Annotated in this window: 13 protein-coding genes; 4 read left to right on the forward strand and 9 right to left on the reverse strand. The window is 60.1% G+C overall.

What is annotated here, in order from left to right; translation table 11 throughout:
• Positions 1-82: 82 nt before the first annotated feature.
• Together AC1DQM_RS21650 and AC1DQM_RS21655 are read right to left on the reverse strand one after the other, a co-directional pair.
• Positions 83-1,441, reverse strand: a complete 1,359-nt coding sequence (locus AC1DQM_RS21650) for an 8-oxoguanine deaminase (protein WP_477746829.1) — start codon at positions 1,439-1,441, stop codon at positions 83-85.
• A gap of 199 nt (positions 1,442-1,640) precedes the next feature.
• The gene (locus tag AC1DQM_RS21655) at positions 1,641-2,327 is read right to left on the reverse strand and encodes an SDR family oxidoreductase (RefSeq protein ID WP_019582311.1); all 687 of its coding nucleotides are present in this window, start codon (positions 2,325-2,327) and stop codon (positions 1,641-1,643) included.
• 92 nt (positions 2,328-2,419) lie between these two features.
• On the opposite strand from AC1DQM_RS21655, the gene AC1DQM_RS21660 reads away from it, so the two are divergent.
• Positions 2,420-2,833, forward strand: coding sequence for a hypothetical protein (locus tag AC1DQM_RS21660; protein ID WP_258613061.1), 414 nt, complete (start codon positions 2,420-2,422; stop codon positions 2,831-2,833).
• Here AC1DQM_RS21660 and AC1DQM_RS21665 read toward each other — a convergent pair.
• From AC1DQM_RS21665 to AC1DQM_RS21675, 3 genes are read right to left on the reverse strand one after another with little or no spacing between them, the layout of a single operon-like run.
• Positions 2,830-3,756: an ABC transporter permease gene (locus tag AC1DQM_RS21665; protein ID WP_018928371.1), complete on the reverse strand. Its 927-nt coding sequence runs from the start codon at positions 3,754-3,756 to the stop codon at positions 2,830-2,832. The genes AC1DQM_RS21660 and AC1DQM_RS21665 overlap by 4 nt on opposite strands.
• A complete protein-coding gene (locus tag AC1DQM_RS21670) occupies positions 3,756-4,862 on the reverse strand; it encodes an ABC transporter permease (protein WP_018928370.1) in 1,107 nt (368 codons plus the stop codon). The genes AC1DQM_RS21665 and AC1DQM_RS21670 overlap by 1 nt, the downstream gene beginning before the upstream one ends.
• A gap of 11 nt (positions 4,863-4,873) precedes the next feature.
• On the reverse strand, positions 4,874-6,439 hold the full coding sequence (locus tag AC1DQM_RS21675) for an ABC transporter ATP-binding protein (RefSeq protein ID WP_230175463.1): 1,566 nt from the start codon (positions 6,437-6,439) through the stop codon (positions 4,874-4,876).
• A gap of 30 nt (positions 6,440-6,469) precedes the next feature.
• Between AC1DQM_RS21675 and AC1DQM_RS21680 the strand changes: the two genes are divergently transcribed.
• Positions 6,470-6,646: a hypothetical protein gene (locus AC1DQM_RS21680; protein WP_156523279.1), complete on the forward strand. Its 177-nt coding sequence runs from the start codon at positions 6,470-6,472 to the stop codon at positions 6,644-6,646.
• A 370-nt stretch (positions 6,647-7,016) separates the two neighbouring features.
• On the opposite strand, the gene AC1DQM_RS21685 is transcribed toward AC1DQM_RS21680, so the two are convergent.
• The 3 genes from AC1DQM_RS21685 to AC1DQM_RS21695 form a co-directional block, all read right to left on the reverse strand.
• A complete protein-coding gene (locus AC1DQM_RS21685; protein ID WP_019582316.1) occupies positions 7,017-7,598 on the reverse strand; it encodes an IMPACT family protein in 582 nt (193 codons plus the stop codon).
• Positions 7,599-7,605: 7 nt separating this feature from the next.
• A complete protein-coding gene (locus tag AC1DQM_RS21690) occupies positions 7,606-8,256 on the reverse strand; it encodes a TetR/AcrR family transcriptional regulator (protein WP_018928367.1) in 651 nt (216 codons plus the stop codon).
• A 110-nt stretch (positions 8,257-8,366) separates the two neighbouring features.
• Positions 8,367-9,287, reverse strand: coding sequence for a LysR family transcriptional regulator (locus AC1DQM_RS21695; RefSeq protein WP_007940170.1), 921 nt, complete (start codon positions 9,285-9,287; stop codon positions 8,367-8,369).
• Between the two features lie 126 nt (positions 9,288-9,413).
• Between AC1DQM_RS21695 and aptA the strand changes: the two genes are divergently transcribed.
• Positions 9,414-10,763 (forward strand): omega-aminotransferase AptA, encoded by a 1,350-nt coding sequence (aptA, locus tag AC1DQM_RS21700; protein ID WP_018928366.1) that lies wholly within the window; start codon positions 9,414-9,416, stop codon positions 10,761-10,763.
• Positions 10,764-10,826: 63 nt separating this feature from the next.
• Positions 10,827-12,320, forward strand: coding sequence for a CoA-acylating methylmalonate-semialdehyde dehydrogenase (locus AC1DQM_RS21705; RefSeq protein WP_477746830.1), 1,494 nt, complete (start codon positions 10,827-10,829; stop codon positions 12,318-12,320).
• Positions 12,321-12,343: 23 nt separating this feature from the next.
• Here the strand turns inward: AC1DQM_RS21705 and AC1DQM_RS21710 are convergent.
• The coding region (locus AC1DQM_RS21710; RefSeq protein ID WP_477746831.1) for a hypothetical protein at positions 12,344-12,641 on the reverse strand (298 nt) is incomplete at its 5' end.

A 12,641-nucleotide genomic window follows, 5' to 3' on the forward strand; every position in this document is an offset into this window, starting at 1 on the left:
GCCAACCCGGTGCAGAGGCTCCAACTCATGCCATCCGCTGGTGCGGACAGCTCACACAAAGCTGTGGGAGCGGGGGAGTGTGTCAGGTACCGGCGATCAACTGCCGAGCCGCCTGGCTGTGATCGGCGATCAACCCTTTCAGATCCAGCCCCTCAACCTGCCCATCGATCACCCGCCACTTGCCGCCGACCATCACCCGGTCCGCTCGGTCCGCGCCGCACAGCAGCAGCGCCGACACCGGATCATGGCTGCCGGAGAAGCGCAGTTCATCCAGTTTGAACAGCGCCAGATCCGCTTGCTTGCCCACCGCCAGTTCGCCGATGTCGCTGCGCCCGAGCAACTGCGCCGAACCCTTGGTGGCCCAGCCCAATACGCGTTCCGGGGTGATCTTCTGCGCGCCATAACGCAGACGCTGGATGTACAGCGCCTGTCGGGTTTCGAGCATCATGTTCGAGGCGTCGTTGGACGCCGAACCGTCCACGCCCAGGCCCAGCAACGCGCCAGCGTCGGTCAACTCGATGGTTGGGCAAATCCCTGAAGCCAGGCGCATGTTCGAACTCGGGCAATGGCAAATACCGGTGCCGGCCGCGCCGAGGCGGGCGATTTCGTCGGGGTTGAAATGAATGCCGTGGGCCAGCCAGGTGCGTGGGCCGAGCCAGCCGACGCTGTCCAGATAATCCACGGTACGCAGGCCGAAGCGTTGCAGGCAGAAGTCTTCTTCATCCAGGGTTTCGGCCAGGTGAGTGTGCAGGCGCACGTCGAGGGTGTTCGCCAGTTCGGCGCTGGCGGACATGATTTGCGGGGTTACTGAAAATGGCGAGCAGGGCGCCAAAGCGATCTGGATTTGCGCGCCGTCACCCCGTTCGTGGTACTCGGCAATCAAGCGTTGGCTGTCGGCGAGAATCACTTCGCCTTCCTGGACAGTTTGCTGCGGCGGCAGCCCCCCGTCTTTTTCACCAAGGCTCATTGAACCGCGAGTGAGCATGGCGCGCATGCCCAGTTCGCGGACACTCTCGACCTGCACATCGATCGCATTTTCCAGGCCTTCCGGAAACAGGTAATGGTGATCGGCCGCGGTGGTGCAGCCGGACAGCAGCAACTCGGCCAAGGCGACTTTGGTGGCGAGGGCGAGTTTTTCCGGCGTGAGCCGGGCCCAGACCGGATAGAGGGTTTTCAACCACGGGAACAATGGCTGATTGACCACCGGCGCCCAGGCGCGGGTCAGGGTTTGATAGAAGTGGTGATGGGTGTTGATCAGCCCCGGCAAGATCACATGTTCGCGGGCATCGAGGACTTGTCCACAGGGTGCTGATGGTTGCTGGCCGACGCCGAGCACTTCGACGATCAAACCGTCTTGCAGCACCAGACCGCCACGGGCATCGAGCGCGTTGGCCGTGAAAATGGCGAGGGGATTTTTTAACCAGGTACGGGTCGCAGGCATAGTGGCCGGCTCCTCTGAAAGTGGGGTTCAGGGTTGCCAGCTCAGTGTTGCCCTGTCTGCTGATCCAGGGTCGCCGCGGGGGGCGAGGTGCGGAGTTTCAATCAAAAAAGCTTCGCGGGCAAGCCTCGCTCCTACAGAGTCATGCGTCGGACCTGTAGGAGCGAGGCTTGCCCGCGAAGGCGTCAAATCCAACACCCGATTACCAGGGAATGGTTTCACCCCGGTAGTTCACAAAATGATGCCCGCCCTTGCCGGCATACGCATTCACCTGATCGATCAACCCGCGGGTGCTGGTTTCCACATCAATGTCGGCACCTTCGCCACCCATGTCGGTCTTCACCCAGCCCGGGTGCAGCGACAGCACGGTGAGTTTCTGTTCGCCCAATTGCGTGACGAAGCTGTTGGTCATCGAGTTCAGCGCCGCTTTGCTGGCCTTGTACAGCGCCAGCTCCGGCGCGTCGGGCATGGTCACGCTGCCCAGCACCGAACTCATGAACGCCAGCACGCCGCTGCCTTCACGAATCTGCGCGACGAAGCGCTGGGCCAGGTTGATCGGCGCCACGGCGTTGGTGAAGAACAATTGACCGACCTCGGCCAGGGTCGCGCCACCCGGCGTCTGGACCTCCGGCCCCTTGACACCGGCATTCACGAACAACAGGTCAAACACCTCGCCCTTGAGCTGCTGGCTGAGGGCGATGACCGCTTGCTGGTCGTCCATGTCGAGTTTTTCGATCCGTACCTTGCCCAACGCCTGCAAGGCTTCGGCACCCTGTGGGTTGCGCACGGTGGCGGTGACTTGCCAGCCGTCGGCCAGCAGGGTTTTCACCAGACCGAGGCCCAGTCCCCGGGAGGCGCCGATGATGAGTGCGGTTTTTGCCGTGGACATGAATGGCTTCCTTGATGTCTCGAGAGGGCTTGACCTTGGAGCATACTCCAGGCTTTAGCCTTGTTGCTCCCTGAATGTATGGAGCAATGCCAATGTGGACTTCAACGCAATATCGTCAACTGGTGCGTGGCAGCGGGTGGTACGACCTGATCGTCACGGCGGCATTTGCCACGCCGTGGAGTTTTGCGGCGTTGCATGGCGTGCTGTTAAACCTGAGTCAGACTTTCAATCTGCCCGGCGAGCTACCGCCGTTCGAGCCGGTGCACATGTTGATGGCGAATCTGTTGGGCTCGATTGTGTGCGTATGGGCCGTGCTGCGGATTCGCGATCCGCAGCAGATGTTTGGGCGATATGACGCGGTGGGGAGGTTTCTGTTTTCGGCCTGGCAGGCTTATGCGCTGGCCCATGGGGCGAGTTCGCTATTGGTGATTTTCCTGTTCTTTGAACTGATGTGGGGTGTGGCCCAAGCGTTGCCTGTTCGGACGCCTTCACGGGCCACCATTTAATGCCCCGCCCGCCACGGCTGCCCCAACGACACCGGCGCATACAATCGTGTGCGCACGGCATCCCGGGACAGCAGCACTAACACCACTATGGTCGCGACATACGGCAGCATTGCCAGCAGACTCGACGCAATCGCCAGCCCCAAGCCCTGCGCCACCAAATGCAGGATGCTGGCGAGACCGAACAGATACGCTCCAAGCAGCAACCGCCACACTCGCCAACTGGCAAACACCACCAGCGCCAGGGCAATCCAGCCGCGACCGGCGCTCATGTTCTCCGCCCACATCGGCGTATAGGCCAGGGACAAATATGCCCCAGCCAACCCCGCCATCGCCCCGCCAAACAGCACCGCCAGCGTACGCACGCGCAACACCGGCAAGCCCATTGCACTGGCGGCGTCCGGGCTTTCGCCGACCGCCTGAATAATCAACCCGACGCGACTTCTCACAATCACCCAGGCCACCAGCGCAAACAGGGCAAACGACAGATACACAAGCAGGTCCTGGGCAAACAGCATCCGCCCGATCAGCGGAATTTCACTCAGATAAGGAATCGCCAGCGGCTCGAAACCCGCCAACGGTTTGCCGACCCACGCAGCGCCAACGAAGGTCGACAGGCCCACGCCGAAGATCGTCAATGCCAACCCTGTCGCCACCTGGTTGGCGTTGAACACCAGCGCTACCAGGGCGAACAGTGACGACAACAGCATCCCGGCGAACATCGCCAGCAACACGCCGAGCCAGAGGTTGCCGCTGTTCAGGGCGACGATAAAACCGATCACCGCCCCAAACAGCATCATGCCTTCCTGCCCAAGATTGAGGACGCCGCTCTTCTCGCAGATCAACTCGCCCAACGCCACCAACAACAGCGGTGTGCCACAGCGAACCATGGCATAGAAAATATTGCTCAGCAGATCGATATCCATCACAAGGCTCCTGCTTGTACGGCGGTGGTCGAGGTGCGCCGTACCCAGCGCAGGTTCAAACGTGGTCGGTAGAGAATCAGCACGTCACTGGCCAGCAGGAAAAACAGCATCATCCCCTGGAACAATTGAGTGATGGCTTGCGGCAGGTTCATGCTCATCTGCGCGCTTTCGCCACCGATGTACAGCAGCGCCATCAACAGGCTGGAAAACAGAATGCCGATGGGATTCAGCCGCCCGAGAAACGCCACGGTGATCGCCGCATAGCCATAACCCGGCGAAACCTGCGGCACCAGTTGGCCGATGGGCCCGGTGACTTCGCAAACCCCGGCCAGCCCCGCCAGGCCACCGCTGATCAACAGCGCCAGCCAGATCAGCCGCTTCTCGCGAAAGCCGACAAAACCCGCCGCGCGCTTGTCCAGCCCGAGCACTTTGATCTGGAAACCGACAAAGCTCTTCTGCAACAACACCCACACCGCAACCAGCGCGAGCAAGGCGAAATACACGCCCGCATGGACCCGACCGTCCTCCATCAACAACGGCAAACGACTGGCATCGCCAAACATCGCCGACTCCGGAAAGTTGAACCCGGCCGGGTCCTTCAGCGGCCCGTGGACGCAGAACAGCAGCAGGTTCAACGCGATGTAATTGAGCATGATGCTGGTGAGGATTTCATTGGCGTTGAAGCGTGTGCGCAACCATGCCGTCAGCCCGGCCCATGCGGCACCGGCCAGGGTGCCGGTGAGCAGGATCAACACCAGTGCCCAACGGCTTTGCAGGTCGATGATGTTCACCGCCAATGCACTGCCGGCCAAGGCGCCGAGCAGCAACTGACCTTCGGCGCCGATGTTCCAGATCCGTGCCTGATACGCCACTGCCAGGCCCAATGCGCAGAGCAGAATCGGCAATGCTTTGACCAACAACTCAGAGACCCCGTACAGGTCGCTGATCGGTGCAATCAACAGGGTGTGCAAGGTCAGCAATGGGTCGTGGCCCAGCGCAATAAACAACAATGAGCCACAGCCCAGGGTCAATACAGCCGCCAGCAACGGCGAGCACCACAACATCAGGCGCGATTGCTGGCCACGGGGTTCGAGAGAAAGCAGCATGTGAAACTCCGTTAAAGCGTTACGGGTGCAGGTGATTGAGGGGTGTCGAACTGGCCGGCCATCCAGCCACCGACATCGATCAGGCGGGTGTCGACGGTGGGCTGCAGTGTCGACAGTCGACCGCCACACAGGGCGCCGAGGCGATCGCTGATCTGGAACAGTTCGTCGAGGTCTTCGGAGATCACCAGGATCGCCGCGCCAGCGTCGCGCAAGGCAATCAGTGCTCGGTGAATGGTTGCGGCGGCGCCGACGTCCACGCCCCAGGTCGGGTGCGCGGCCACCAACAACCTGGGTTGCTGAAGGATTTCCCGGCCGAGGATGAATTTCTGCAAGTTGCCACCAGACAGGCTGCGAGCCGCTGCCTGGGCATCGGGTGTCTTGACCCCGAAGCGGCGGATGATGTCTTCGGCCAGTGCCTCGACTTTGCTGCGCTGGATCAATCCATTGCTGACTAGCCCTTGTTGAAATGCGGTGAGCAGGGCGTTATCCGCCAGGCTCAGTTCCGGTACCGCGCCATGGCCCAGACGCTCGGCGGGGACGAAGGCCAGGCCGAGTTTGCGTCGTGCATCCGGCCGCAGGTGCGCCACCGGTTGCCCGCCGAAACTGATTTTCGCCCCGTCATTTCCCGGCAGCCGTTCTTCACCGCTAAGCAAGGCCAGCAACTCATCCTGGCCATTGCCGGCCACCCCGGCGACACCGACGATTTCGCCGCTGCGCACCTCGAGATCAATGCCCTTGAGCGAGCAGCCGAACGGGTCCGGGTTGTGCCAGGACAATCCGGTCACGTTCAGAAACGCATCAGCCCCCCTGACCTTCGGATAGTCAGTAATCAGCTCAGCGGCTTCACCGACCATCAACTGCGCCAGTTGCTGGTCCGAACACTCGGCCGGCACGCAATGCCCGGCCACTCGTCCGCCGCGCAACACCGTGGCGCTGTGGCACAACGCACGCACTTCGCCGAGCTTGTGGCTGATGAACAGAATGCTGCAGCCCTCGGCGGCCAGTCGGCGCAACGTGATGAACAATTCGTCGGCCTCTTGCGGGGTCAGTACCGACGTCGGTTCATCGAGAATCAGCAGGCGGATGTCCTGCATCAGGCAGCGAATGATTTCCACCCGCTGACGCTCGCCGATGGACAGGCTGTGGACCAGTCGCTCCGGTTCCAGCGCCATGCCATAGCGTTGGGACACCTCGCGGATTTTCGGTTCAAGCTGCTTCGGCGTACCGGCCGCAGCGCCCATCGCCAAGGCGATGTTCTGCGCCACGCTCAGGGTTTCGAACAGCGAGAAATGCTGGAACACCATGCCGATCCCGAGGCTGCGGGCCTGGGCCGGATTGCGCATGGTCACGCGCTGGCCCTGCCAGATCATCTCCCCTGAGTCGGCGTGTGTGACGCCGTAGATGATCTTCATCAGGGTACTTTTGCCCGCACCGTTTTCGCCGAGCAGGGCGTGGATTTCACCGGGCGCAATGCTCAAGTCGATGGCATCGTTGGCCAGGCAACCGGGGTAACGTTTGCTGATTCTGCGCAATTGCAGGCGGGGTGTTTGATCGGGGGGAGGTGCAGGGTTGGACATGACAGGCTCGGGTCGCAAAAGAATATGCCTGTGGATAAAGCAATTTCCTGGCCATTGAGTCAGGAAATCGACAAAAGCCTGCTGGCACAGGCGTTGCGGACGCTGCCTCGACCTATTCCAATTCCTGGAGAGGCACCACTTGAGGGCAAGCCTTTTGATCAGGCTCCGGTTTTGCGCGTGATCAATTGGTCAAAAAACGAGCAATAAGCTGCAGGCATTGTCAGGCATGGGGCTGCGCCAGCCATGAACGGGTTATCCACAGCTTGTTCCACAGTATCTGTGCGCAAGCCGACCGTGTGGGCATAAGCACCGAGGGGCTTTCTTCTAATGGCGATAAACCACTCTAACTGATTGTTTTTACGTGGAATAAACGTCGCGGATGGCGAGTTGGACGAAAAATGAGCAAAGCCCGCAAAGCCGCATGACAGAAGGGTTACAGCAGAATGTGCTCAGGTTATCCACAGCCGGGTGCACAGCAGATGTGGGCAAGTGTCGAGAGCAAAGAAAATCGGGGTGCCCCAAAAGATCGCAGCGGCCACAGGCGCGTAGAGCTGCCGAAGGTTGCGATCTTTTGATCTTAACGCTGCAACAAAATACGCCCGCGACTTAAGTCCGCCAGCTGCGTTTGCAGCGTACTTATCTGCCCGTCGCCAATCGCCAATTGCAGTTCCACACCATTGGCCGTGAAGGTTTCCTCCACCACCAAACCACCCAGCTCCGCGACCCGAAGCTTCACCAACGCCAACTCGCCAAATGCACAGGCACAACTGACCGGCACCCGACTGATCAACTCGACTTTCGGTGCCCCTTGCAGGCATTTGTTGGCACTGCCGCCGTACGCTCGGGCGAGGCCGCCGGTGCCCAACTGGATGCCGCCATACCAGCGGATCACTACGACCGCGACCTGATCGCAATCCTGCGCTTCAATCGCCGCAAGGATCGGCCGGCCAGCGGTGCCACCGGGTTCGCCATCGTCAGTGCTGCGGTATTGATCGCCGAGCTTCCAGGCCCAGCAATTGTGCGAGGCGTTCAAATCACTGTGTTGCTCGATGAACGCCTGGGCATCGGCTGCGCTGGCGATCGGCGCGGCGAGGGCGATGAAGCGGCTTTTGCGAATCTCTTCGCGGTATTCGCAAAAACCGCTGAGGGTAAAAGGCATGGGTGTCTTAAATAGCCGGCGTCAGGCCGCAGCCTTTGAGAATGATGCGAATCAGGTTGCTGCCGGCGTCTTCCATGTCTTGCTTGGTCAACTTGGTGCGCCCGGTGACACGGCAGATCTGCGTGGCAAAGTCGGCGTAATGCTGGGTGCTGCCCCACAGCAGGAAAATCAGGTGCACCGGGTCGATCGGGTCCATTTTGCCGGCGTCGATCCACGCCTGGAATACCGCGGCCCGACCTTGAAACCAGGTGCGGTAGTCCTGGTTGAAATGCTCGGTCAGGCAATCACCGCCGCTGATGACCTCCATGGCGAAGACCCGCGAAGCTTGTGGCTGGCGCCGGGAGAACTCCATTTTTGCGCGAATGTATCGGGTCAATGCTTCTGCCGGATCGTCCTCGACGGTCAGGGTATTGAAGGTGCTGTCCCACAATTCAAGGATGTTACTCAGCACCGCCACGTACAAACCGAGTTTGTTGGTGAAGTAGTAATGCAGATTCGCTTTGGGCAACCCGGCTTTCTGCGCGATGGTGTTCATGCTGGTGCCTTTGAACCCGTGACGGGCGAACTCGTCTTCGGCGGCTTTGATGATGGTCTCTTCGTTCTTCTGACGAATGCGGCCGGCGGGTTTGCCGCCGTGGGCTGGGACTTCAAAGGTCATAGGCACTTCCGAACAGGTAGATGGGTGCAACCAGATGCGTTGATAGCGCACCCACGGGCCTCAGACAAGTCCTATGGCGATAAAACCTTGGGCACCGCTCCCACAAGCTTTCAGCGAGTCGCCGCCAGACTTTCCAAAAAACTCTCCAGAACCAGATGCGGGCGACGGCCCTTGCGTGTAACCGATGCCAGGCTCAGGTCATAAAAACGTGCCTTGGGTTTTAGTGCACGCAAACGGCCTTGCTGCACCCAGAGGCTGGCGTAGTGATCCGGCAGGTAACCAATGTAGCGCCCGGTCAGGATCAGAAAGGCCATGCCCTCGCGATCCGACGCACTGGCGGTGCAATTGAGCGCCTGGTAATGGGCCTGAATCTCGGCGGGCAAACGGAAGGTCGGGGCGATGGCGTCCTGGCTGTTGAGGCGCTCATCATCCAGTTGTTTGTCGTCGACATAGAACAGCGGATGGCCGACCGCGCAATACAGCAGCGAGCGTTCACTGTAGAGCGGCTGATACTCCAGCCCCGACAACGCGCTGGCTTGCGGCACCACGCCGACATGCAAGCGACCGTCGAGCACGCCTTGTTCGACTTCATTGGGCGCAATCATGCGGATCTGGATCTGCACGTCGGGGCCGCGTTCCTTCAATTGGGCCAGGGCGTGGGTGATGCGCATGTGGGGCAGGGTGACCAGGTTGTCGGTCAGGCCGATGGTTAATTCGCCGCGCAAGTGTTGGTGCAGGCCGTTGACCTCGGTGCGGAAACTTTCCAGCGCACTTAATAGCTGCAACGCAGATTGGTAGACCTCACGGCCTTCTTCGGTCAGGGAAAACCCCGCGCGACCTCGCTGGCACAGGCGCAGCCCCAGGCGTTGCTCCAGATCGCTCATTTGCTGGCTGATAGCCGAGCGACCGATACCCAGCACCGATTCCGCCGCGGAGAAGCCGCCACACTCCACCACGCTGCGAAAAATCCGCAGCAGGCGGATATCAAAGTCACTGACTTGCGCCAGCGGATCGGGGCGACGGGTACTCATAGTTTAGTCCGGGCCTGACTGAAGGTTAGAAAAGTTGGATTTCACCGACTTTATCCCCGTGGCAATTTAGCTGCAAGAACGCTTTTGATCTCCACGCCGCTTATTTTGCCCTGCGAGGTTTTGCCCATGAACGTGCCTGAAAACGCCCCGACTTCCCTGGCCAGCCAGCTCAAGCTTGACGCTCACTGGATGCCCTACACCGCGAACCGCAATTTCCAGCGCGACCCGCGCCTGATCGTGGCGGCCGAGGGCAGTTGGCTGACAGACGACAAGGGCCGCAAGGTCTACGATTCGCTCTCGGGTCTGTGGACCTGCGGCGCCGGGCACACCCGCAAGGAAATCCAGGAGGCGGTGGCCAAGCAATTGGGCACTCTCGATTACTCGCCGGGCTTCCAGTACGGTCACCCGCTGTCGTTCCAGTTGGCCGAGAAAATCACCGACCTGACCCCGGGCAATCTGAATCACGTGTTCTTCACCGATTCGGGTTCCGAATGTGCAGATACCGCAGTGAAAATGGTGCGTGCCTACTGGCGCCTGAAAGGCCAGGCGACCAAGACCAAGATGATCGGCCGCGCTCGTGGTTATCACGGCGTGAACATCGCCGGCACCAGCCTCGGCGGCGTGAACGGCAACCGCAAACTGTTCGGTCAGGCGATGATGGATGTCGATCATCTGCCGCACACCTTGTTGGCGAGCAATGCTTTCACTCGTGGCATGCCGGAGCAGGGTGGTATCGCGCTGGCGGATGAATTGCTCAAGTTGATCGAACTGCACGATGCCTCGAACATCGCAGCGGTATTCGTCGAGCCATTGGCCGGCTCCGCTGGCGTGCTGGTTCCGCCGCAGGGTTACCTCAAACGTCTGCGCGAGATCTGCGATCAGCACAACATCCTGCTGGTGTTCGACGAAGTGATCACCGGTTTCGGTCGTACCGGTTCGATGTTCGGTGCCGACAGCTTTGGTGTCACTCCGGACCTGATGTGTATTGCCAAGCAAGTCACCAACGGCGCGATCCCGATGGGCGCGGTGATTGCCAGCTCCGAGATCTACCAGACCTTCATGAACCAGGCGACGCCTGAGTACGCGGTGGAATTCCCGCACGGCTACACCTATTCCGCGCACCCGGTGGCTTGCGCCGCAGGCCTGGCGGCACTCGACCTGCTGCAAAAGGAAAACCTGGTGCAGAGCGTGGCCGAAGTCGCACCGCATTTCGAAAACGCACTGCACGGTGTGAAGGGCAGCAAGAACGTCATCGACATTCGCAACTACGGGTTGGCCGGTGCGATCCAGATTGCACCTCGCGACGGCGATGCCATCGTGCGTCCGTTCGAAGCTGGCATGGCGCTGTGGAAAGCCGGGTTCTACGTGCGCTTCGGCGGCGACACCCTGCAGTTCGGCCCAACCTTCAACAGCAAGCCGCAGGACCTTGATCGTCTGTTCGATGCAGTCGGCGAAGTGCTGAACAAGATCGACTGATTCCCTCTTCTATATAAAGGCGTCCTTTCAAAGGACGCCTGTGGACAATTTCAGGAGCCCCGCATGAGCCTCATCCCGCATTTGATCAATGGCGAACTGGTGACCGAAGACGGTCGCACGGCCGATGTGTTCAACCCGTCCACCGGCCAGGTTATCCACAAGCTGCCGTTGGCCAGCCGCGAAACCATTCAGAAAGCCATCGACTCGGCCAAGGCTGCGTTCCCGGCCTGGCGCAATACGCCAGCGGCCAAGCGCGCTCAGGTGATGTTCCGTTTCAAGCAACTGCTGGAACAGAACGAATCCCGCATCGCACAACTGATCAGCGAAGAACACGGCAAGACCCTGGAAGATGCTGCCGGTGAATTGAAGCGCGGGATCGAGAACGTCGAGTTCGCGTGCGCGGCACCAGAAATCCTCAAGGGTGAGTACAGCCGTAATGTCGGGCCGAACATCGATGCCTGGTCGGATTTCCAGCCATTGGGCGTAGTGGCCGGCATTACCCCGTTCAACTTCCCGGCCATGGTGCCGCTGTGGATGTATCCGTTGGCGATCGTCTGTGGCAACTGCTTTATCCTCAAGCCGTCCGAGCGCGATCCAAGCTCCACGCTGCTGATCGCTCAATTGTTACTGGAAGCCGGCCTGCCGAAAGGCGTGCTGAGTGTGGTGCATGGCGACAAGGCCGCAGTGGACGCACTGATTGAAGCGCCGGAAGTCAAAGCGTTGAGCTTCGTCGGTTCGACGCCGATTGCCCAATACATCTACGCCGAAGGCACCAAGCGCGGCAAACGCGTCCAGGCGCTGGGCGGGGCGAAGAACCATGCGGTATTGATGCCGGATGCGGATCTGGATAACGCGGTCAGCGCGTTGATGGGCGCCGCTTACGGTTCGTGCGGTGAGCGCTGCATGGCGATTTCGGTGGCCGTGTGTGTCGGTGACCAGGTGGCGGATGCGTTGGTGGCCAAACTGACACCGCAGATCAAGGCACTGAAAATCGGCGCTGGTACAACTTGTGGCCTGGACATGGGGCCTCTGGTCACCGGTCAGGCGCGGGACAAGGTCAGCGGTTATGTTGAAGACGGCGTAGCCGCCGGTGCGAAGCTGGTGGTGGACGGTCGTGGTCTGAGCGTGGCCGGTCATGAGGACGGCTTCTTCCTGGGTGGCTGCCTGTTCGATAACGTCACGCCAGAGATGCGCATCTATAAAGAAGAGATCTTCGGACCGGTTCTGTGCGTCGTCCGGGTCAACAGCCTGGAAGAGGCGATGCAACTGATCAATGATCACGAGTATGGCAATGGCACCTGCATCTTTACCCGTGATGGGGAAGCAGCGCGGTTGTTCTGCGATGAGATCGAAGTGGGTATGGTCGGCGTCAACGTACCGTTGCCGGTGCCAGTGGCGTATCACAGCTTTGGCGGCTGGAAGCGTTCGCTGTTCGGCGATCTGCATGCTTATGGCCCGGATGGCGTGCGATTCTATACCCGTCGCAAGGCTATTACCCAGCGCTGGCCGCAACGGGCAAGCCATGAAGCTTCGCAATTCGCATTCCCTAGCTTGTAAGTAGAAGGGCAGAAGGCCGACCTCTAGAGGTCGGCCTTTGTGTTTTCGGGCTGTTTTGACCGATATGACAGAAATGTGAAATTAGAGGTTGACGGCAGATTCTGGACGTCTATAATTCGCCCCACTTCCGGTGCAGTCGAAACGGAAAACTCCTTGGTAAACAACGAGTTACGCAGTTTTTGACAGCGGTTACGCTTCAGTTCATCGAAGCCAGAAGGAGTTGGTAAGGCAGGGTATTGTCGCCTTATTGACGGTTCGATCTTCTCGGTCGAAAGCGGAGAAAAAGAGGTGTTGACAGCAGCGACTAACGCTGTAGAATTC

Source organism: Pseudomonas sp. 01L34 (genome assembly GCF_056400265.1).

Bases quoted from the DNA above. Each gene is read 5' to 3' on its own strand.
- AC1DQM_RS21650 (WP_477746829.1), bottom strand. From the start codon at position 1,441: ATGCCTGCGACCCGTACCTGGTTAAAAAATCCCCTCGCCATTTTCACG.
- AC1DQM_RS21655 (WP_019582311.1), bottom strand. From the start codon at position 2,327: ATGTCCACGGCAAAAACCGCACTCATCATCGGCGCCTCCCGGGGACTG.
- AC1DQM_RS21660 (WP_258613061.1), top strand. From the start codon at position 2,420: ATGTGGACTTCAACGCAATATCGTCAACTGGTGCGTGGCAGCGGGTGG.
- AC1DQM_RS21665 (WP_018928371.1), bottom strand. From the start codon at position 3,756: ATGGATATCGATCTGCTGAGCAATATTTTCTATGCCATGGTTCGCTGT.
- AC1DQM_RS21670 (WP_018928370.1), bottom strand. From the start codon at position 4,862: ATGCTGCTTTCTCTCGAACCCCGTGGCCAGCAATCGCGCCTGATGTTG.
- AC1DQM_RS21675 (WP_230175463.1), bottom strand. From the start codon at position 6,439: ATGTCCAACCCTGCACCTCCCCCCGATCAAACACCCCGCCTGCAATTG.
- AC1DQM_RS21685 (WP_019582316.1), bottom strand. From the start codon at position 7,598: ATGCCTTTTACCCTCAGCGGTTTTTGCGAATACCGCGAAGAGATTCGC.
- AC1DQM_RS21690 (WP_018928367.1), bottom strand. From the start codon at position 8,256: ATGACCTTTGAAGTCCCAGCCCACGGCGGCAAACCCGCCGGCCGCATT.
- AC1DQM_RS21695 (WP_007940170.1), bottom strand. From the start codon at position 9,287: ATGAGTACCCGTCGCCCCGATCCGCTGGCGCAAGTCAGTGACTTTGAT.
- aptA (WP_018928366.1), top strand. From the start codon at position 9,414: ATGAACGTGCCTGAAAACGCCCCGACTTCCCTGGCCAGCCAGCTCAAG.
- AC1DQM_RS21705 (WP_477746830.1), top strand. From the start codon at position 10,827: ATGAGCCTCATCCCGCATTTGATCAATGGCGAACTGGTGACCGAAGAC.